The sequence below is a fragment of the Desulforamulus aeronauticus DSM 10349 genome (assembly GCF_900142375.1).
Classification (GTDB): domain Bacteria; phylum Bacillota; class Desulfotomaculia; order Desulfotomaculales; family Desulfotomaculaceae; genus Desulfotomaculum; species Desulfotomaculum aeronauticum.
Genome location: NZ_FRAR01000027.1, coordinates 31,196 through 49,322, shown reverse-complemented (window position 1 = coordinate 49,322; position 18,127 = coordinate 31,196). Strand labels below are relative to the sequence as shown.

20 protein-coding genes are annotated in these 18,127 nt (G+C 46.0%); 18 read left to right on the top strand and 2 right to left on the bottom strand.

Annotation, left to right across the window (positions count from 1 at the left end; all coding sequences use genetic code 11):
- Nucleotides 1-190 precede the first annotated feature (190 nt).
- The 5 genes from mtnP to BUA78_RS16680 are packed head-to-tail and all read left to right on the top strand — an operon-like array spanning nucleotide 191 to nucleotide 5,318.
- Nucleotides 191-982: an S-methyl-5'-thioadenosine phosphorylase gene (mtnP, locus tag BUA78_RS16700; RefSeq protein WP_072916838.1), complete on the top strand. Its 792-nt coding sequence runs from the start codon at nucleotides 191-193 to the stop codon at nucleotides 980-982.
- A gap of 9 nt (nucleotides 983-991) precedes the next feature.
- Nucleotides 992-2,035, top strand: coding sequence for an S-methyl-5-thioribose-1-phosphate isomerase (mtnA, locus tag BUA78_RS16695; RefSeq protein ID WP_072916836.1), 1,044 nt, complete (start codon nucleotides 992-994; stop codon nucleotides 2,033-2,035).
- Nucleotides 2,036-2,045: 10 nt separating this feature from the next.
- Entirely contained in the window at nucleotides 2,046-3,302 is a 1,257-nt protein-coding gene (locus tag BUA78_RS16690) for an adenosylhomocysteinase (protein ID WP_072916834.1), read from the top strand.
- A gap of 14 nt (nucleotides 3,303-3,316) precedes the next feature.
- Complete coding sequence (locus BUA78_RS16685; protein ID WP_072916831.1) at nucleotides 3,317-3,976, top strand: class II aldolase/adducin family protein; 660 nt, start codon at nucleotides 3,317-3,319, stop codon at nucleotides 3,974-3,976.
- Nucleotides 3,977-4,013: 37 nt separating this feature from the next.
- A complete protein-coding gene (locus BUA78_RS16680; RefSeq protein WP_072916829.1) occupies nucleotides 4,014-5,318 on the top strand; it encodes an amidohydrolase in 1,305 nt (434 codons plus the stop codon).
- A gap of 121 nt (nucleotides 5,319-5,439) precedes the next feature.
- Here the strand turns inward: BUA78_RS16680 and BUA78_RS16675 are convergent, their stop codons facing one another.
- Both BUA78_RS16675 and BUA78_RS16670 read right to left on the bottom strand, forming a co-directional pair.
- Nucleotides 5,440-6,600 carry an AlbA family DNA-binding domain-containing protein gene (locus BUA78_RS16675; protein ID WP_072916827.1) on the bottom strand — a complete coding sequence of 387 codons (1,161 nt, stop codon included), beginning with the start codon at nucleotides 6,598-6,600 and terminating at the stop codon, nucleotides 5,440-5,442.
- A gap of 84 nt (nucleotides 6,601-6,684) precedes the next feature.
- Nucleotides 6,685-8,064, bottom strand: a complete 1,380-nt coding sequence (locus tag BUA78_RS16670; protein WP_072916888.1) for an aspartate aminotransferase family protein — start codon at nucleotides 8,062-8,064, stop codon at nucleotides 6,685-6,687.
- A gap of 237 nt (nucleotides 8,065-8,301) precedes the next feature.
- On the opposite strand from BUA78_RS16670, the gene ylxM reads away from it, so the two are divergent.
- The 13 genes from ylxM to BUA78_RS16605 all read left to right on the top strand — a co-directional run bounded on the left by ylxM (nucleotide 8,302) and on the right by BUA78_RS16605 (nucleotide 18,049).
- Nucleotides 8,302-8,655 carry a YlxM family DNA-binding protein gene (ylxM, locus tag BUA78_RS16665; RefSeq protein ID WP_072916825.1) on the top strand — a complete coding sequence of 118 codons (354 nt, stop codon included), beginning with the start codon at nucleotides 8,302-8,304 and terminating at the stop codon, nucleotides 8,653-8,655.
- A gap of 51 nt (nucleotides 8,656-8,706) precedes the next feature.
- A complete protein-coding gene (gene ffh, locus BUA78_RS16660; protein ID WP_072916823.1) occupies nucleotides 8,707-10,047 on the top strand; it encodes a signal recognition particle protein in 1,341 nt (446 codons plus the stop codon).
- 52 nt (nucleotides 10,048-10,099) lie between these two features.
- On the top strand, nucleotides 10,100-10,369 hold the full coding sequence (gene rpsP / locus BUA78_RS16655; protein WP_072916820.1) for a 30S ribosomal protein S16: 270 nt from the start codon (nucleotides 10,100-10,102) through the stop codon (nucleotides 10,367-10,369).
- 23 nt (nucleotides 10,370-10,392) lie between these two features.
- Nucleotides 10,393-10,620: a KH domain-containing protein gene (locus BUA78_RS16650; RefSeq protein WP_072916819.1), complete on the top strand. Its 228-nt coding sequence runs from the start codon at nucleotides 10,393-10,395 to the stop codon at nucleotides 10,618-10,620.
- An 84-nt stretch (nucleotides 10,621-10,704) separates the two neighbouring features.
- Nucleotides 10,705-11,124: a YlqD family protein gene (locus BUA78_RS16645; RefSeq protein ID WP_072916816.1), complete on the top strand. Its 420-nt coding sequence runs from the start codon at nucleotides 10,705-10,707 to the stop codon at nucleotides 11,122-11,124.
- The gene (rimM, locus tag BUA78_RS16640; protein ID WP_072916814.1) at nucleotides 11,121-11,630 is read left to right on the top strand and encodes a ribosome maturation factor RimM; all 510 of its coding nucleotides are present in this window, start codon (nucleotides 11,121-11,123) and stop codon (nucleotides 11,628-11,630) included. Before BUA78_RS16645 ends, rimM begins: the two co-directional genes overlap by 4 nt.
- 18 nt (nucleotides 11,631-11,648) lie before the next feature.
- Nucleotides 11,649-12,410 (top strand): tRNA (guanosine(37)-N1)-methyltransferase TrmD, encoded by a 762-nt coding sequence (trmD, locus tag BUA78_RS16635; protein WP_072916812.1) that lies wholly within the window; start codon nucleotides 11,649-11,651, stop codon nucleotides 12,408-12,410.
- Between the two features lie 116 nt (nucleotides 12,411-12,526).
- Complete coding sequence (rplS, locus tag BUA78_RS16630) at nucleotides 12,527-12,874, top strand: 50S ribosomal protein L19 (protein WP_072916810.1); 348 nt, start codon at nucleotides 12,527-12,529, stop codon at nucleotides 12,872-12,874.
- A gap of 54 nt (nucleotides 12,875-12,928) precedes the next feature.
- Nucleotides 12,929-13,486, top strand: a complete 558-nt coding sequence (lepB, locus tag BUA78_RS16625) for a signal peptidase I (protein WP_072916807.1) — start codon at nucleotides 12,929-12,931, stop codon at nucleotides 13,484-13,486.
- A gap of 138 nt (nucleotides 13,487-13,624) precedes the next feature.
- Complete coding sequence (ylqF, locus tag BUA78_RS16620; protein WP_072916805.1) at nucleotides 13,625-14,473, top strand: ribosome biogenesis GTPase YlqF; 849 nt, start codon at nucleotides 13,625-13,627, stop codon at nucleotides 14,471-14,473.
- A 104-nt stretch (nucleotides 14,474-14,577) separates the two neighbouring features.
- Nucleotides 14,578-15,252, top strand: a complete 675-nt coding sequence (locus tag BUA78_RS16615; RefSeq protein ID WP_072916802.1) for a ribonuclease HII — start codon at nucleotides 14,578-14,580, stop codon at nucleotides 15,250-15,252.
- 73 nt (nucleotides 15,253-15,325) lie between these two features.
- Complete coding sequence (locus BUA78_RS16610; protein ID WP_072916799.1) at nucleotides 15,326-15,649, top strand: metal-sensitive transcriptional regulator; 324 nt, start codon at nucleotides 15,326-15,328, stop codon at nucleotides 15,647-15,649.
- Nucleotides 15,650-15,673: 24 nt separating this feature from the next.
- A complete protein-coding gene (locus tag BUA78_RS16605) occupies nucleotides 15,674-18,049 on the top strand; it encodes a heavy metal translocating P-type ATPase (protein WP_072916797.1) in 2,376 nt (791 codons plus the stop codon).
- Nucleotides 18,050-18,127 lie beyond the last annotated feature (78 nt).

The window sequence follows — 18,127 nt, the reverse complement described above, 5'->3', positions numbered from 1 at the left end:
AAGTTTGTATAAACCATGCTAACTTTAGCATATTGAAAGTATAAACTTTTCGATATGTTAGGGAAAACTAAGCTTCCGGCGTCTAAAGACTTGGCGACCCCGTGGGTCATAACCTAAAAGGTCACTGGCAGGCGGGCAGACAAGCAAGCCAAGTTTTTCTAAAAATATTGTGGGAAAAGGAGAAATCAATATGACCATACGTATCGCTATCATTGGGGGAACTGGCGTTTACGACCCCAATATTTTAACCAACATCCGGGACGAGAAGGTGAGCACACCTTACGGAGAGGTAGGATTGAAGGTTGGTGATTACCAGGGAAGATCCGTTGCCTTTCTCAACCGACATGGTGCCGGCCATTCCGTGCCACCTCACCTGGTGAATTATCGGGCCAATATTGCTGCTTTAAAAGAACTGGGAGTGAAGAGCATTTTTGCCACAGCGGCAGTGGGCTCTTTAAACTTAAACATGGGTCCTGGACATTTTGTGTTTGCCGATCAGTTCTTGGATTTTACCAAGGTTCGTCAACACACCTTCTTTGAAGGTGGGGAACAAGGTGTTGTACATACCGACATGACTGACCCCTACTGCCCGGAACTTCGCCAAGTTTTAAGTAATGCGGCGGCAGAGTTAGGAGTAACTTATCATAAGTACGGTACCTATGTAACCAGCGAAGGACCCCGTTTTGAAACCCCTGCAGAAATCAAGATGTATAAATTACTGGGCGGCGATTTAGTAGGTATGACCAGTGTGCCGGAAGTGGTATTAGCCCGAGAAAAAGAAATGTGCTATGCGAATATTTCAATGGTTACCAACTATGGGGCGGGCATTTCACCTACTAAACTAACCCACCAAGAAGTATTGGAAGTAATGGCTGCCAATGCAGAAAATCTAAGAAAACTGGCGATGAAGGCCATTAGCTTACTGGATCCCGAAAGGGGTTGCCTGTGTCAGGATGCCATGGAAAAGTTAAATAAGGAGTGAACTTAGCAAATGGATGCCATCATTTGGGAAAATAACCATTTAAGACTGCTGGATCAGACCAAGCTGCCCGGTAGTATTGAATATATCGATTGCGATAATTACCGGATTGTGGCTGAAGCGATTAAACGCCTCTCAGTTCGTGGGGCACCGGCCATTGGTGCTGCAGCGGCTTATGGTTTGGTAGTGGGGGCGAAACAAATCGAAGCCACCAACCGGAAAACTTTCCTGGAAAAACTAGAAGCTATTTCCGGTGAACTGGGAGCCACCAGACCTACCGCCGTAAACCTGCGCTGGGCTTTGGAGCGGATGATGATGCGAGTGAGTACGGCTCCGGAACAGGATATTAATGAACTACTTGGCATGATGCTGGAAGAGGCCCATAGCATCTACCAGGAGGATGTTCAGAGTAATCGTCGGATGGGTGAATATGGTCAAGAGCTCCTCGGGGTAGGGGCCAGAATACTCACTCACTGCAATGCCGGTGCATTGGCCACAGCCGGTTATGGTACCGCCCTAGGGGTTATCCGGGCGGCCCAAGAAAAGGGCAAGCAGGTTAGCGTATTTGCGGATGAAACCAGGCCACTTTTGCAAGGGGCCAGGCTAACCTCCTGGGAAATGGTTCAAGAAGGGATTCCCGTTACTTTAATCACGGATAATATGGCGGGTTATTTAATGGCTCAGAAAAAAATTGATTGTGTGATTGTGGGAGCAGACCGGATTACCGCTAACGGAGATGTGGCCAACAAAATTGGCACCTATGGAGTTGCCGTACTGGCTAAATACCATAATATCCCTTTTTATGTGGCAGCACCCCTATCCACCATTGATATGTGTCTTTCCGCTGGAGAGGAAATACCCATTGAGGAGAGGAACCCTCAAGAAGTAACGCATCATGGGGGACAACCCATGGCCCCGGAGGGAGTGCAGGTTTGGAATCCCGCCTTTGATGTAACCCCCAACTCCTTGGTGACGGCCATTATTACAGAAATGGGTGTAGTCTACCCAGCCTATGTGGAAAATTTAGCGAAGATCTGTGGTAAGAATACCAAATAGGAGGCAAAACATGTCCAAGTCTATTATTCGAGATATTAACTTAGCCCCGTCCGGACGTTTAAAAATTGATTGGGTTCGTCAACATATGCCGGTATTAAATGTTATCCGCGAGCAGTTTGAGAAGGAGCAGCCCTTTAAAGGTTACCGGGTGGCGGTATCTATTCACCTGGAAGCAAAAACTGCTTATTTGGCGGAAGTATTAAAGGCCGGTGGAGCAGAGGTCTCCATTGCCGGTTCTAACCCACTTTCTACCCAAGATGATGTGGCTGCTGCCTTAGCAGTGGCAGGTCTCAATGTCTATTCCTGGTACAATGCCACCGATGAAGAATATAAAGATCACCTTTTACATCTAATTGACGACCAACCGGACATTGTTATTGATGACGGTGGTGATGTGGTGCAGCTTTTGCACACCGAGAGGACTGAAGTAGCCGCTAAGGTTATCGGTGGTTGTGAAGAAACCACCACCGGCGTACTGCGCTTACGTTCTCTAGCCAAGCAAGGAGACCTGCGTTTCCCCATGATTGCCGTTAATGATGCTCAGTGCAAATATCTGTTTGATAACCGTTACGGGACTGGTGAATCCGTTTGGTCGGGTATTATGCGGACTACCAACTTAATTATTGCTGGTAAGACTGTGGTGGTGGCAGGCTATGGTTGGTGTGGTAAAGGGATTGCTATGCGGGCCAAAGGAATGGGAGCGAAGGTCATTGTTACGGAAGTAGATCCGGTCAAGGCCATTGAAGCCTATATGGATGGGTTCCATCCTATGAACAGTTTGGAGGCTGCAAAACTAGGAGATATCTTTATTACCGTAACTGGCTGTAAAGATGTATTTACCCGTAATCACTACGAATTAATGCAAGACGGAGCCATCTTATGTAATGCCGGACATTTCGATGTTGAAGTTAATAAATCTGATTTAGCGAACGTAGCCATCTCCCGTCGTATTGTGAGAAAAGACATTGAAGAATTTACCTTACAGGATGGCAGAAAGATTTATCTGTTGGCAGAAGGGCGTTTAGTGAATCTGGCAGCAGGGGATGGACATCCTGCCGAAATCATGGACATGTCCTTTGCTTTGCAGGCGTTAAGTGCTAAATATGTACTGGAGAATGCTAAAGCATTGACCAAGCAGGTTTACGTAGTGCCCAAGGAAATTGATGACCGTGTGGCCAACATTAAGTTAAAATCCATGGGAGTTACCATTGATTCCCTGACACCGGAACAACAAGCTTATATTAGCGAATGGAACCACACCACCTAAGCGGGGGAGTAACAATGAGTGTTGCAATCGAAAATGCCAGGCTGAAGGTAGCAGAGCTCGGGAAAAAAATGCTGACCAGTGGCCTGGTAGCGGGTACTTGGGGTAATATCTCTGCTTTGGTGCGGCAGGAAGGTGTAATGGTCATCACCCCTAGCGGGATGGACTATGCCAATCTTCAGCCCTCCGACATAGTGGTCTTAGACCTGCAGGGTAAGGTACTGGAGGGTGATCGCAAACCCTCCAGTGAAGCACCACTGCATTTGGCTATCTACCAGGCGCGGCATGATGTAGCTGGCGTGGTGCATACCCATAGCGAAGTGGCGACGGCCTTTGCCGTAGTCCGTGAGCCGATACTGCCAGTGGTGGAAGATGCCGCTATGCTGGTGGGAGGAGCCGTGGCAGTGGCGGAGTATGCCCTCCCGGGAACGGAAGGATTAGCTCAACATGTGGTGGCAGCACTGGGCGATCGTTACGCTGTTTTAATGGCCAATCATGGGTTAGTGGGGGTTGGCCGTCATGTGGATGAGGCTTTCACCGTCTGCCAAGTGGTGGAAAAGTCTGCTAAAATTTACGCCTGGGCTCGGAACCTGGGAATGCCAATGATTATCCCAGAACAGGATGTATTAGCATTAAGCCAAGTTTATCGTAATTCTTATGGACAGCCTAAAAAATAGAGTGCACCCCACAGGGGTAGAGTAGGAGAGATGAATTTTGAAGAAGCTACTGATCCGCGGGGCGACAATCCTAACGATGGAAGGCCCGGATGCCATCATTGATATCGGCGAAATATTAATTGAAGACGGGTGGATCACCCATGTGGGACTTCCAGGGTCGGCATCCGGTTCCTTTGATATGGATGAAATCATTGAGGCCGACGGACAGGTAGCAATGCCTGGTTTTGTCAACTGTCACACCCATGCATCCATGACTCTGCTCAGGGGCTATGCAGATGATTTACCTTTGATGCAGTGGTTATCGGAAAAAATCTGGCCCTTTGAAGGCAAAATGACCAGTGAAGATATTTACTGGGGAGCCATGCTGGCTTGTTTAGAAATGATCAAGTCCGGCACCACCTGTTTTGGCGACATGTATGATTTTATGCATAGTGTGGCCAGAGCAGTTGAGCAGACTGGTATGCGGGCTATGTTATCCCGGGGGATGATTGGTATCGCCCCCAATGCAGATAACGCCCTGGCGGCGGCAGAGGATTTAGCCAGGACCTGGAACGGTAAAGCGGACGGTCGAATCACCGTTATGCTTGGTCCCCATGCACCCTATACCTGCCCTCCGGAATATTTGGATAAGGTCATGAATCTAGCAGCGAAACTGAAACTGGGTATTAATATTCATGTAGCGGAAACCCTTACCGAGGTCGCAGATATTAAGAAACAGTATGGCCAAACCCCTGTGAAACATTTGGATAGCTTAGGTTTATTTAAGTTTCCTGTATTGGCTGCCCACTGTGTCCATCTAGATGAAGAGGAACTGGAGATTTTAGCCCAAAAGGCTATGGGAATTGCCTACAATCCCCAGAGTAATATGAAACTCGCCAGCGGTATCGCTCCTGTGGCGAAGCTGATTGATTTAGGGGCGACAGTAGGGATTGGTACCGACGGAACTGCCAGTAATAACAACCTAGATATGCTGGAAGAACTCAGGGTTGGTTCCTTCTTGCAAAAGGTTGCCACCATGAATCCGGAAGCCGTGCCAGCTTACCGGGCCTTGCAAATGGCCACCATAGACGGGGCATTATGTATGGGACTGGGAGACAGGGTAGGCTTAATTAAAGAGGGTATGCGGGGAGATATTATTCTAATCGATACCAGAGAACCCCATATGTGCCCTCAGCATAACTTGGTGGCTAACATTGCCTATGCCGCTAATGCTTCTGATGTGAGCACTGTTATTATTGATGGTAAAGTCATTATGCAGGATCGTTTGGTGTTGACCATCGATGAAGAGCGTGTGATGTATGAAGTAAGGACGCGGGCGGCAAGGCTGGCGGGTGAGAAGTAACAGGAGAGAGTAGGGGCGTGTTCGACCTTCCTCCACTTCTACTACTAAAAAGAGTAGCACAAACCAGGGCTGTGGTCTGTGCTACTAACATCGGTTCGTAAAAGATTGCTGACAGCTAACCTCAACTCCGGGCGAGCGAGTGCGTATCCAATGCTTCAAAGCCAAAGCAGCGATAGATATATCCTAACAGCGGGTCAGCCACTTGCCTTGGATTTCCCATGGTTTTGGCCTCCTGGGGACTAAAGCCGTAGGGTAGTATGATATCGGCATATTTACACTGGGGTTGCGGGAAGTTTTTATAGAAGTTAAAGAATTTAGGGTCGTCCAGACCTTTACCCTGAATGTTTTCTAAGGCCACCTTGGGGACAAACAAACCCATATAGCCAGTAAAACGGTAGACTTCTCTGGTTAGTTTGATGGTGCGCAGTAGAGCCACCTGCACTGCCAGATAGTCGAGAAAAGCCAACTGGTGAGGCTCATCCTCCCGGTCAATGGTCTTAACAGCGGTGGGGATGGGACAAACATAGGTAATAACACCGGATCGCAGAATTTCCAGCCGGTGATCACCACCTTCAAAGGCAAAGCCTTCAGGTTCAAAACGAATGTTACGGGGCAGGGTATTCTTCCAGATATTCCTGGCCATTTTTTTTAGGCGGGAAATCCGCTCAGGCACAAAGAAGGGGTCGATTAGCTTAAGGTTTAAGGGTACCGGACAACATACCACTTTAAAGAGAACTTCACTTTGGTCACTCTTTTGCAGCTTTCTGGTGATAAAGGCTTTTACTTCGGTTTTATTAAGCTTTGTTTTTTCGAAGAGGCGGTCTAGGATATGACGATCCGTTTCAGCCAGTGGGTCGGAACCTTCCATATTGCGTCGGTAAATACGACCATCTTTGGTGAGGTGTGGCGGATAGGTGCTTTCAGGAATGCGCACCACCAGAATACCCCGGCTTTTATTGTCTGACTTGAGAATTAGTTTAGAAGAAAATAGGGGTACCGGAGTAATGTTGCCCTGGCAGATATTTCTGAATCGATCTTTGGGGTCATGAGAAGTATCAATACCTGGAAAGGACGTGGGTACATTTCTTGGGTTGCGGGCATCAGCACCGATAACAATCCAGCCGCCAAAGGTATTGGCAAAACTGGTCACAATCTTAGCTAAATGAGTAGGAAAATCTTCCTTGTATTCTACATAGAGCCCTTCGGAAATTTCTTCTTCTATTAACCTGTCCAGGTCCACCTCTTCCAACTGCTCCAGTGGCTTACCAAATGGGTTAAGCATAGCTTCCTCCGTGGGTTTTTCTTTATTTTACCATAGTTCCTACCTTCATAGTAAAGCCGTCATCCATAGGGTGACGGCATACACTTATTTTTTCATATTTAACAAAACGTTTTTGGCACTGGAACCAACCATGCTTAGGAATCCTGAATGACTGGACAAAATACTTTTTAGGGCGGTTAAAACCCGATCCAGCTGCTCCTGGGTAACGGTAAGTGGTGGCTCTAGACGAATAACGTTAGGATTATTTAAGGTGTACGCGGTAATAATCCGGTGTTTGTTTAAAAGTTCTCCGGCTACGAGACTGCCCATGTATTCCTGGGCCAGTTTATTGACTACATTCATAGTAAATGTAAAAGAGTATTTCTTTTCACCCGTTGGGGGTTGTTGGAATTCCAAACCGATCATCAGCCCACGACCGCGAACATCCTTCAGCAGAGGATATTCATCTTTTAATTTTTTTAATTCCTCAAGAAAATAAGCTCCCTTAGTTTTAGCCTGCTGGACTAAATTCTGATCTACAATGATTTCAATCGTTTTCAAAGCAGCAGCGCAGGCTGCTGTATTGCCGCCAAAGGTAGAGGTATGCAAAAGAGATTTTTCCATGGTGCCATAGGCTTTACGCCAGATTTCATCACTGGTTAGATAAGCTCCCATGGGCATAACGCCACCTCCCAGGGACTTAGCTATACATAGGATATCCGGCACGACATCTTCGGCTTGGCAAGCAAAGAAATCTCCGGTACGGCCAAAGCCTGTTTGTACTTCATCGGCAATGAACAAAGTTCCGTACTGGGCACATTTTCTTTTGGCCTTGGCTAGATAACCGGGAGGTGGTACCACAATGCCTCCTTCTCCTTGAATCGGTTCTATAATGAAAGCGGCAGCATCACCAGAGGCTAATGCCTGCTCTAGGGCAGCGAGATCCCCATAGGGGACAGACATAGTTTGTGAAAGTAATGGGTGGAAAGGGGCCTGATACTTTTCTCTACCGGTTACTGAGAGAGCACCAAAGGTTTTACCATGAAAAGAGTGATGGCAATAGATAAATTTTTGACGACCAGTGGCGATCCGAGAGAGCTTTAAAGCCCCTTCCACTGCTTCCGCTCCGCTGTTACAGAAAAAACTGCGTTTGAGATGACCCGGTGCCAGGTGTGCTAAATTATGGGCCAGGGCCGCACTTATACCACTTATCGAGGCCTGGAGAATATTGGGTAATGACTGTACCTTTTGTAAAGCGGCATAAATCTCCGGATGATTATGGCCAAGGTTCAGGGCACCATAACCACCTAGAAAATCCAGGTACTCATTACCCGCGGCATCGTAAACAGAAACACCGCTGGCGGAAACAAAAGGAGTATCAAAATTTATTAGGCTTAACAGGGTAACCAAGCTGGCATTGAGATACTTGCTGTGTAGCTCTTTTATTTGCTCCTTTGGTAATGCCAAGGCTTGTTCAAAGCCCATTAAACCACAACAGCCACATTGGCAGTTTTGTTGAGACAATTCTTGCACCTCCCATAGAAATTCCTTGTAATAAAGTATGTGGACGGGCAGGGGAAATAGCACAAAAGATTTAGCTGACAGTTAAAAGATTCCATCAGCCGTCAGCTACTACCCCTTGACAGTAAGACAAGATTTTTGTAAAATAATAAATGTCTGTAAAGTGAAAGTCCTTTATACCATAAAAAAGGGTGAGTACACTTGAAAGAGTTCCATAAAATAAATCTTCTTTTCGATTTTTACGGTAGCCTGCTTACAGAGAGACAGCAGAAATTTGTCGAGCTATACTATGGGGATGATTGGTCCCTGGGTGAAATTGCTGAACAGTTTGCTGTAACTCGTCAAGCGGTTCACGATACGTTAAAAAGAGCCGAACAAATCCTCAATACTTATGAGGAGAAATTGGGGTTGGTAAGGAAACTAAGTGGCGATTATCGCTCACTGGAAGAAATAGCAACCCTCATACATGACTACCAGACGGGTGTTGCACCCGATGGTTTGGATAAATCTAAACAGATCTTACAATCAGTGTTGGATAATTGGCAACGGTTCTAATCGGAGTAGTTCTGGTTCCCAGTTATTTGTTAGGGGAAGGAGGCACTGAGTATGTTTAAAGGTTTGGGCGAACGCCTGGACGATATTTTTAAATCCCTCAAAGGCAAAGGACGCATTACAGAAGATGATGTTAGCCAGGCCATGCGGGAAGTCAAGATGGCTCTCCTTGAAGCAGACGTTAACTTCAAGGTTGTCAAGGAATTTGTGGCTCAGGTAAAAGAACGGGCCATTGGTCAGGATGTGCTGGAGAGCCTTAGTCCAGCCCAACAGGTTATTAAAATTGTCAAAGATGAGTTGACTGAACTACTGGGGGGTACCCAGGCTAAAATTAATATTGCCTCAAAACCACCCACAATCATTATGTTGGTCGGTTTACAAGGGGCTGGTAAAACTACCACAGCGGGTAAGTTGGCCAAGCTATTAAGTAAACAGGGACGCCGTCCTCTGCTGGTGGCTGGTGATATTTATCGTCCTGCGGCCATTAAGCAGCTTCAAGTACTAGGTGAGCAACTGAACATTCCCGTTTTCAGCATGGGACAAGAAAACCCTGTCAAGATTGCTCAGAGTGCCGTGGAAAATGCCAACAGCACGGGCAGGGATTTAGTTATTATTGATACCGCTGGTCGTCTGCATGTTAACGAAGAGTTAATGGATGAGCTGGCCAATATTAAGGGTACTGTAAAGCCACACGAAATCCTACTGGTGGTGGATGCCATGACCGGTCAGGAAGCAGTGAATGTGGCAGATACTTTTAATCAAAAGCTAGGTCTAGATGGTATTATCATGACCAAGCTGGACGGTGATGCCAGGGGTGGAGCGGCACTCTCGGTACGTAAGGTAACCGGTACACCCATTAAATTTGCCGGTATGGGTGAGAAGTTAGATGCCTTAGAGCCCTTCCATCCAGACCGCATGGCTGATCGTATCCTGGGCATGGGTGATGTACTGACTTTGATTGAGAAGGCTCAAGCCAATTTTGATGCAGAACAAGCTGCCAAGTTAAATAAGAAAATTCGCCAGGCTGAATTTAACCTGGAAGACTTTTTAGAGCAAATGCAACAGGTGAAAAAGTTAGGTCCTCTGGAACAGGTTTTAGGTATGATTCCTGGCATGGGTAAATTAACCAAGCAACTGAAGGATCAGCAGGTGGATGAAAAAGAGATGGGACAGGTAGAAGCCATCATTTATTCCATGACTACCTGGGAACGCCAACACCCCGAAAAAATTGATGGCAGCCGTAAAAAGCGGATTGCCCGGGGCAGTGGTACTAGGGTACAGGATGTTAACCAGCTCCTAAAACAGTTTGAGCAGACAAGAAAAATGATGAAACAAATCTCCAACATGACCAAAGGCGGCAAAAAAGGCAAAATGAAATTACCATTCTTGCAATAAATTTGTTCTTACAATATAGATTTTAAACCTGTTTAAGGAGGTGAAATAACAAGTGGCTGTAAAAATTCGTCTGAGACGTATGGGGGCCAAGAAAAACCCCTTTTACCGTATAGTAGTTGCCGACTCCCGTTCCCCTCGCGATGGTCGCTTTATTGAGGAGATTGGCTATTACGATCCCGTCAAGCAACCTGCCGTGGTTAAGATTGATGAGGCTAAGGCTCAAGATTGGATCAAGAAAGGCGCTCAGCTTTCTGATACCGCTAAGTCTTTATTTGTTAAAGCCGGCATTATCCCAAGCCAGGCCAAGAGCAAAGAGGCCTAAGGTTACGGGGGAGGTCTATAACCGTGAAAGAATTGGTTGAGATTTTAGCTAAAGCCCTGGTAGACCAACCGGAGCAGGTCGAAGTAACCACGGTGGAAAAAGAAAGATCCGTGGTGGTTGAACTTCGTGTAGCACCTGAAGATATGGGCAAGGTGATTGGCAAGCAAGGGCGTATCGCCCGAGCCATTCGTTCGGTGGTCAAGGCCGCTGCTACCAAGCAGCGTAAGAAAGTTGTTGTAGAAATTATTTAGCCGGATATCCCGGTAAAGTAAAGGAGGCTGATAGCCTCCTTTACGTTCACTTTTAGAAGTTTTAAACGTAGGGGGTACGTTTTCTTGCTTACGATTACACGCCCTGTGATGGTTAAGGTTCGGATTACCGATAGCTACAAAAAGGATTTAGCTTTGGAGTTGCAGCAAGGTGTGGCGAAAATGGAATTGGAACTGCAACAGTTAGAATTGCAAAATCGTAGACTGCAAGAACTTGCTCAGAAAAATCCCAACAGTGTAGAGAAAGCCCTGGTGCAAATAGAACAGGAAAAACAAAAGCGTCTGGATACCAGAGTGAAACTGTTGGATAAAATAAAAGAAGTTGCCAATTTAGCGAATGGCAACGAAGTGCTGCACGGTCAGGTGGAAAGCCTGGTAGAGGTTCAGCTAGGTGATGACTGGCAGAAATTAATGAACGCAGAAATCATCGTAGAAGACGGTAAGATAGTTGAAATACGTACGCTGCAACCGGGGGGGTCGCTTTGACAGAACAGTATATTACGGTAGGGGAAATCGTCAATACCCAGGGGGTTCATGGCGAAGTGAGGGTGATACCTGCCACTGATTTTCCTGAACGTTTTTTCAAAATGAAAAAAATTCTGGTGCTGCAAAAAGGACAGAGGCAGGAGTATGCTATTGAAAAAGCCTGGGAACATAAAAAATTTGTTATTCTAAAGTTTGCAGAGATTCCAGATATGACTAGCGCAGAGAAATTAAAGGGTGGCTTGTTACAAATCACACCGGAAGAATTGACGCCGTTGCCTAAAGGTAGCTATTATCAGTTTCAGATCATTGGACTCAAAGTGATTGATGAAAATGGGTTGGTATTAGGGACAGTGTCCAATATCCTGAGAACCGGTGCCAACGACGTTTATGAGGTGAAAAGGCCTGAGGGAAAAGATCTATTAATACCAGCCCTCAAATCTATTATTAAAAAAATCGATCTGCCCAGCGGCAAAATGGAAGTAGAATTGCCCGAGGGCTTACTATAATTAGATAGGTGAAAAACCATGTACGTTGATATTTTAACGCTGTTTCCCGACATGTTTGACGGTCCCTTTGGCCACAGTATTATCAAGCGTGCCCAAGAGAAAAACCTGCTGCAAATCAATACGATTAATATTAGGGATTTTTCTCGCAATAAACATCACACCGTAGATGATACCCCCTGTGGTGGTGGAGCTGGGATGGTCATGGGGCCAGAACCTCTATTTGAATGTTTTGATTACGTAAAGAGCATCCGAGGAGATAAAATGGGTCGGGTGGTTATGATGTGCCCTCAGGGGGAACCCTTTACCCAGGAATATGCCAAAGAATTAGCTCAGGAAGAGAACCTGGTGATTGTCTGTGGACACTATGAAGGTATCGATGAAAGAGTAAGGGAAGCCCTGGTGACGGATGAAATTTCCATTGGCGATTATGTACTCACCGGTGGTGAGCTGCCGGCTATGGTGGTGGTAGATGCCGTGGCTAGGATGATACCTGGCGTTTTGGGAGAGGCAGCCAGTGCAGAGGAAGATTCTTTTTACCACGGGCTGTTAGAGCATCCCCACTATACTAAGCCGAGGGTGTACCGAGGGTATGAGGTACCAGAAATTCTTTTGTCCGGGCATCATGAAAACATTCGCAAATGGCGCAGACGGCAATCTCTCCTACGAACCCTGGAACGACGCCCTGAATTGCTTAAAGAAGTGACATTAACCAAAGAAGATAAGAAAGTGCTGCTCGAGTTGAAAAAGCTGTTACAATCCTTGGATTTACCATCGTTATGATGAAAAATTCTTGCCCCTTAGGGGAGTCTATGATATAATAACATTTGTTGAATTACGGGCGGTCCGCTGCCTTGGGACAGGTATGAACGTCTAGGCGAGGAAGGGGGTTAGGTCCAATGAACCTCATCCAATCTTTAGAACAAGAACAAATTAAAAAAGATATTCCCGCTTTCAAACCTGGTGATACAGTAAAAGTACACTACAAGGTTATTGAAGGTACCCGTGAACGTATTCAGGTATTCGAAGGTGTTGTTATCCGTCGTCGTGGCGGTGGCATGAGCGAAACCTTTACTGTTCGTCGTGTTACCTATGGCGTTGGTGTAGAGAGAACCATCCCTCTGCATGCTCCTAAGATTGATAAAATTGAAGTGGTTCGTCGCGGTAAAGTGCGGAGAGCCAGACTTTACTATCTGCGTGCTCTACGTGGTAAGAAAGCTCGTATTAAAGAACTTACCACTCGCTAAACTAGAGAGGGACTGGCTTCCAGTCCCTTTTTTAGCTTTTTGGGAGGTATTACTATGGAGCAGAAGGACCCTCAGCAAACAGCTGAATCAGAAAATAAACCAAAAAAATCAGCACTTAGGGAAATGTTGGAATCTGTAGTTATTGCGGTATTGTTGGCTGCAGTGATACGACTCTTCATCTTGGAACCTTTTTACATCCCTTCGGGTTCCATGGAACCTACACTCATGATCGGTGATAGGATTATTGTCAGCAAAGTTACTTATTTACTAAGGGAACCCAAACCGGGTGATATTGTGGTCTTTAAGTTTCCCTTAGATCCCAGTCGTAATTTTGTCAAAAGACTTATTGCCGCTGGCGGGGATACTGTTGAAATCAAGGATAGTGTACTTTATATCAACAATAAACCCACGCCGGAAGATTACCTGCCCCAAGGACTTAAGTTTCAAGATTATGGTCCCCAGGTAGTTCCCGCAGGCCAGTACTTTATGATGGGAGATAACCGAAATAACAGTGATGATAGCCGAGTTTGGGGTTTCCTGGATAAAGAATTAATTGTCGGCAATGCAGAGGTTATCTATTGGCCGTATAACAGACTGGGACTGGCAAAATAATACTTGATACCATTAGAGAAACTGGAAGTGTAAATAAGCTTTCGTAGGGGCGGTTTTGGGTAAACTCTTACGGAAGCTTCTTTTCACTTTCAGAGGTAAAAGTCACGGGTAAGCAACTGTATATGGAGGTACCGTTACGTGGAGATACAGATTCAATGGTTTCCTGGTCATATGGCCAAGGCTAGGCGTCAGGTACAGGAAGCACTAAAGTTAGTGGATGTAGCCTTCGAACTGCTGGATGCACGCATTCCGGTAAGCAGCGGCAATCCTATGATTGGTGAAATAGTAGGAAATAAACCAAGATTAATTATCCTTAATAAAAGTGATTTAGCTGATCCAACGATAACCAAACAGTGGTTGAAGAAGTTGGATCAGCCAGGAATCAAAGCCATTGCCGTAGATACCATCAAGGGTGAGGGGTTGAAGGAAGTGCCCAAGGCAGCCGCTGCCTTAGTAGCGGAACAAATGGCTAAGCTTGCAGCCAAGGGTCGTCGGCCCCGGGCGATACGCTGCATGGTACTGGGAATTCCCAATGTCGGTAAATCCTCTTTCATTAACCGCTTGGTAGGGCGTAAAGCTACCAAAACAGGTGATCTGCCGGGTGTCACCAAGGGGCAGCAATGGATTCGTACCGAGGGAGCACTGGATTTATTGGATACCCCAGGTATCTTATGGCCAAAGTTTGAAGACCCTGAAGTAGGTTTTAGACTAGCCGTGACAGGTGCCATTAAGGAGCAGGTTTTTGATATTTATGAAGTAGCCATTAAGCTGTTGGGGTGGTTGGTGGAGAACAATCCCGAAAAATTGAAGGAAAGATATAAATTAACCGAACTTGCTCCGGAATTACCTGCTTTGTTAACGAATATTGGAGCACGTCGTGGTATGTTGATAGCAGGGGGCGAAGTGGATACTTTTAAAGCTGCCCACCTAGTATTAAAAGAATTTCGAGATGGTATCCTGGGGCGTTATACACTGGATTTGCCCTAATGGATCAGAAAACATAAAAGAAGGTAAAAATCCTCTGGAAGAGAAGATATTCTTACGGGGGATTTTTTTATGCCCGATTCTTAATTAAAGAAGGAAGAGTACGCATGGTATCATTGGATTTTGAACAAAGAGTTTGGCAGAACGGTGTTGCCTATGTAGCCGGTTGCGACGAAGCAGGCAGAGGTCCTCTCTTGGGGAGTGTGGTTGCTGCGGCCGTGATTATGCCAGAGGGTTTATTGATTGATGGTGTTAACGACTCCAAAAAACTTACCCCTAAAAAAAGAGAGAAACTACATAGTATTATTATGGAAAGAGCCCTAGCCGTGGGCATTGGGGAAGTGGATAACCGTTTGATAGATATGATTAATATCAGGCAAGCTAGCCGATTAGCTATGAAAATAGCAATACATGAGCTGAAAGACAGAGATGGTAAACCAGTAATCCCGGAGTATTTGCTAGTTGACGGGGAAACAGTAGACCTGGAGACACCCCAGGAAAAAATTATTCATGGGGATGCCCTTTGCCACAGCATTGCAGCGGCTTCCATTGTGGCAAAGGTATATCGAGATAGAAAATGCCTGGAATGGGAAGAGCGCTTTCCAGGTTATGGGATTGCCAAACACAAGGGTTATAGTACCAGGGAACATGTAGAAGCCTTGTTGAAGTTTGGTCCTACGCCATTGCATCGAGCCAGTTTTCTTAAAAAAATTATGGCCCGGGCCACTGTTGAACAGCAGGAATTATTCAAGAATGAATATTTTGCAGAAAAACTCGTATAAAATATTCCTTAACATTAGCAGCATTGACATATAGGGTAGGGGGGTATACTATATAAGTGGAGGTGAGATTAACATGAACAATAAAAATTGTTTGTGTGGCCAGGACAACTCTGCTGACGTTAGGGTTAGCCACCATGATGAGAAGACCATTAAGGAACTTGTTAATAGAATTAACCGCATCGAAGGCCAGCTGAGAGGCATCAAGGGAATGATTGAAAGACAGGCCTACTGCGATCAAATATTAAACCAAATTGCCTCGGCAAATGCTGCTTTGCACGGTGTTTCTAAGTTGCTTTTGGAAAAGCATATGAAATCCTGTGTTAAAGAACAACTTCAGGCAGGCGATGAACAGGTTATTGATGAGGTATTGAAGACTATATTTAAGATGATGCGATAAAAATAATGATGGTGGTGATAAATTATGAATAAAACGATTACTATTTTTATAAAAGGCATGACCTGTGCGGCTTGTTCCGCTCGGATAGAACGAGCTTTACAAAAGATGCCCGGTGTTTCTGAGGCCAGTGTTAATCTGGCGTCGGAAAAAGCCTCGATCACCTATGATGCCCAACAAAGCAGCGTAGCAGAGTTTATTTCCAGGATTCGTGAGCTAGGTTTCAATGTGCCGGTTGAAAGGATAGAACTTGCCATCTCAGGCATGACCTGTGCCGCTTGCTCAGCAAGGGTGGAGAAGAAACTAAATGCTCTGGTTGGTGTACAGGAGGCCACGGTAAACCTAGCCACCGGCAGGGCCACTGTAAAATATATTCCTGGTTTAACGGAACCTACTGAAGTACGGAAAGCAGTAGAGAACCTTGGCTACGGGGCAAATTGGGTTCAGGAAGATGACCAAGATCGAGAAGCGCAAGCTCGGCAGAAGGAAATTCGTCTGCAGGTTATTCGATTTAGTGTAGCGGCGATTTTATCCTTACCCCTAGGTTGGATGATGGTTGCCATGATGTTTGGTTGGCACCAGTTTATGCTTAATCCCTGGACCCAGTTAATCTTAGCAACCCCAGTACAGTTTTTGGCCGGCTGGCAATTTTACCGGGGTGCCTACCATTCTTTAAGATCAGGTGGGGCGAACATGGATGTACTGGTGGCACTGGGCACATCGGTAGCTTATTTCTACAGCGTGGTAGCTGTTTTAAAGGGTTGGCACGACCTCTACTTTGAATCCGCTGCCATTGTGATAACTCTTATCTTGCTGGGCAAGTACCTGGAGGCCGTGGCCAAAGGAAAAACATCCGAAGCCATTAAAAAATTAATTGGTCTACAACCCAAAACAGCACGAATTGTGCGCGATGGTGTAGAAATAGATATTCCTGTTAACGAGGTTCAAGCTGGTGATGTCGTTTTGGTTCGTCCGGGAGAAAAAATACCGGTGGACGGTGAAATTATTGAGGGATTTTCCTCCGTGGACGAATCCATGTTGACCGGCGAGAGTATACCTGTGGAGAAGGGCCCCGGCAGCGAAGTTGTAGGTGCATCTGTGAACAAGCAAGGTAGTTTTACTTTTCGAGTTACCAAGGTTGGTAAGGACACTGCTTTAGCTCAAATTATCCGCATGGTAGAGGCAGCCCAGGGTTCTAAGGCTCCTATTCAACGGCTGGCTGATAAAGTTTCCGGTATTTTTGTACCTGTGGTGGTGGTGATCGCATTACTGACCTTTATCGGGTGGTATGGTTCGGGGGCTGGTATTACAGAGGCCTTGATTCATATGACTACGGTATTGGTAATAGCCTGCCCTTGTGCATTGGGATTGGCAACTCCCACGGCCATTATGGTGGGAACCGGTGTCGGAGCTGAAAAGGGAATATTAATTAAAGGTGGCGAGCACCTGGAAAGAGCCGGTCGAGTCAACACCATCGTGCTGGATAAAACCGGTACCATCACCAAAGGAGAACCTACTGTAACGAACGTACTAGTTATGGCACCCTTTACTGAAGGGGAGCTTTTACAGTCTGTTGCTTCTGGAGAGAAAAAATCGGAACATCCTCTGGGACAGGCAATTCTTAAGGTTGCCGTCGAGCGTGGAACTCAACTCATGGAAGTCACCGACTTTTTAGCCTTACCGGGTAAGGGGATTCGTTATCATTTAGATCAAAGCATCTGGCATGTTGGCAATGAAACACTAGCCCATTCCCTCAATATAGATATTTCTTCTATCCTGGCAGCCAAGAATGAATGGGAAGAAGAGGGAAAAACAGTTATGATTGCTATCGTCGATGATCGATTAGCAGGAGCCATTGCGGTGGCAGATACGGTGAAAGACCATGCCAGGGAAGCCATCCAAGAACTTATGGGCATGGGCATGGAGGTATACATGCTGACTGGAGACCAGGAACGTACAGCCCAGGCCATAGCCCGTCAGGTAGGGATTGAGCATGTGATAGCGGAGGTTCTACCGGAGCACAAAGCTGAAGTGATACAAGAATTGAAGAATACCGGTAAAATTGTGGCGATGGTAGGTGACGGAATTAACGATGCTCCTGCTTTGGCAATTGCCGATGTGGGGTTAGCTATTGGCACCGGTACAGATGTGGCCATTGAGAGCGCCTCCATTACCCTGATGCGGGGTGAATTAACCACCATTGCGATGGCCATAAAATTATCGCGCCGCACTTTAAGCAAAATTCGTCAAAACCTATTTTGGGCCTTCATTTACAATGTAATTGGTATTCCCCTGGCGGCATTTGGGTTACTGACACCCATTATGGGTGGTGCGGCAATGGCCTTCAGTTCGGTGTCTGTAGTAACAAATTCTTTGTTGCTAAAAAGATATAACCCGCAGTAAGGGCAAGAATGAATCATACCTTAATAGTTGAAGGAATAAACTGCACTGTAAAACCAAGGTGACGAATGTAGTTGGCAG

What these genes read in the sequence shown, in the direction of transcription:
- mtnP (WP_072916838.1), top strand. Translation starts at nt 191, where the DNA reads ATGACCATACGTATCGCTATCATTGGGGGAACTGGCGTTTACGACCCC.
- mtnA (WP_072916836.1), top strand. Translation starts at nt 992, where the DNA reads ATGGATGCCATCATTTGGGAAAATAACCATTTAAGACTGCTGGATCAG.
- BUA78_RS16690 (WP_072916834.1), top strand. Translation starts at nt 2,046, where the DNA reads ATGTCCAAGTCTATTATTCGAGATATTAACTTAGCCCCGTCCGGACGT.
- BUA78_RS16685 (WP_072916831.1), top strand. Translation starts at nt 3,317, where the DNA reads ATGAGTGTTGCAATCGAAAATGCCAGGCTGAAGGTAGCAGAGCTCGGG.
- BUA78_RS16675 (WP_072916827.1), bottom strand. Translation starts at nt 6,600, where the DNA reads ATGCTTAACCCATTTGGTAAGCCACTGGAGCAGTTGGAAGAGGTGGAC.
- BUA78_RS16670 (WP_072916888.1), bottom strand. Translation starts at nt 8,064, where the DNA reads ATGGGCTTTGAACAAGCCTTGGCATTACCAAAGGAGCAAATAAAAGAG.
- ffh (WP_072916823.1), top strand. Translation starts at nt 8,707, where the DNA reads ATGTTTAAAGGTTTGGGCGAACGCCTGGACGATATTTTTAAATCCCTC.
- trmD (WP_072916812.1), top strand. Translation starts at nt 11,649, where the DNA reads ATGTACGTTGATATTTTAACGCTGTTTCCCGACATGTTTGACGGTCCC.
- rplS (WP_072916810.1), top strand. Translation starts at nt 12,527, where the DNA reads ATGAACCTCATCCAATCTTTAGAACAAGAACAAATTAAAAAAGATATT.
- lepB (WP_072916807.1), top strand. Translation starts at nt 12,929, where the DNA reads ATGGAGCAGAAGGACCCTCAGCAAACAGCTGAATCAGAAAATAAACCA.
- BUA78_RS16615 (WP_072916802.1), top strand. Translation starts at nt 14,578, where the DNA reads ATGGTATCATTGGATTTTGAACAAAGAGTTTGGCAGAACGGTGTTGCC.
- BUA78_RS16610 (WP_072916799.1), top strand. Translation starts at nt 15,326, where the DNA reads ATGAACAATAAAAATTGTTTGTGTGGCCAGGACAACTCTGCTGACGTT.
- BUA78_RS16605 (WP_072916797.1), top strand. Translation starts at nt 15,674, where the DNA reads ATGAATAAAACGATTACTATTTTTATAAAAGGCATGACCTGTGCGGCT.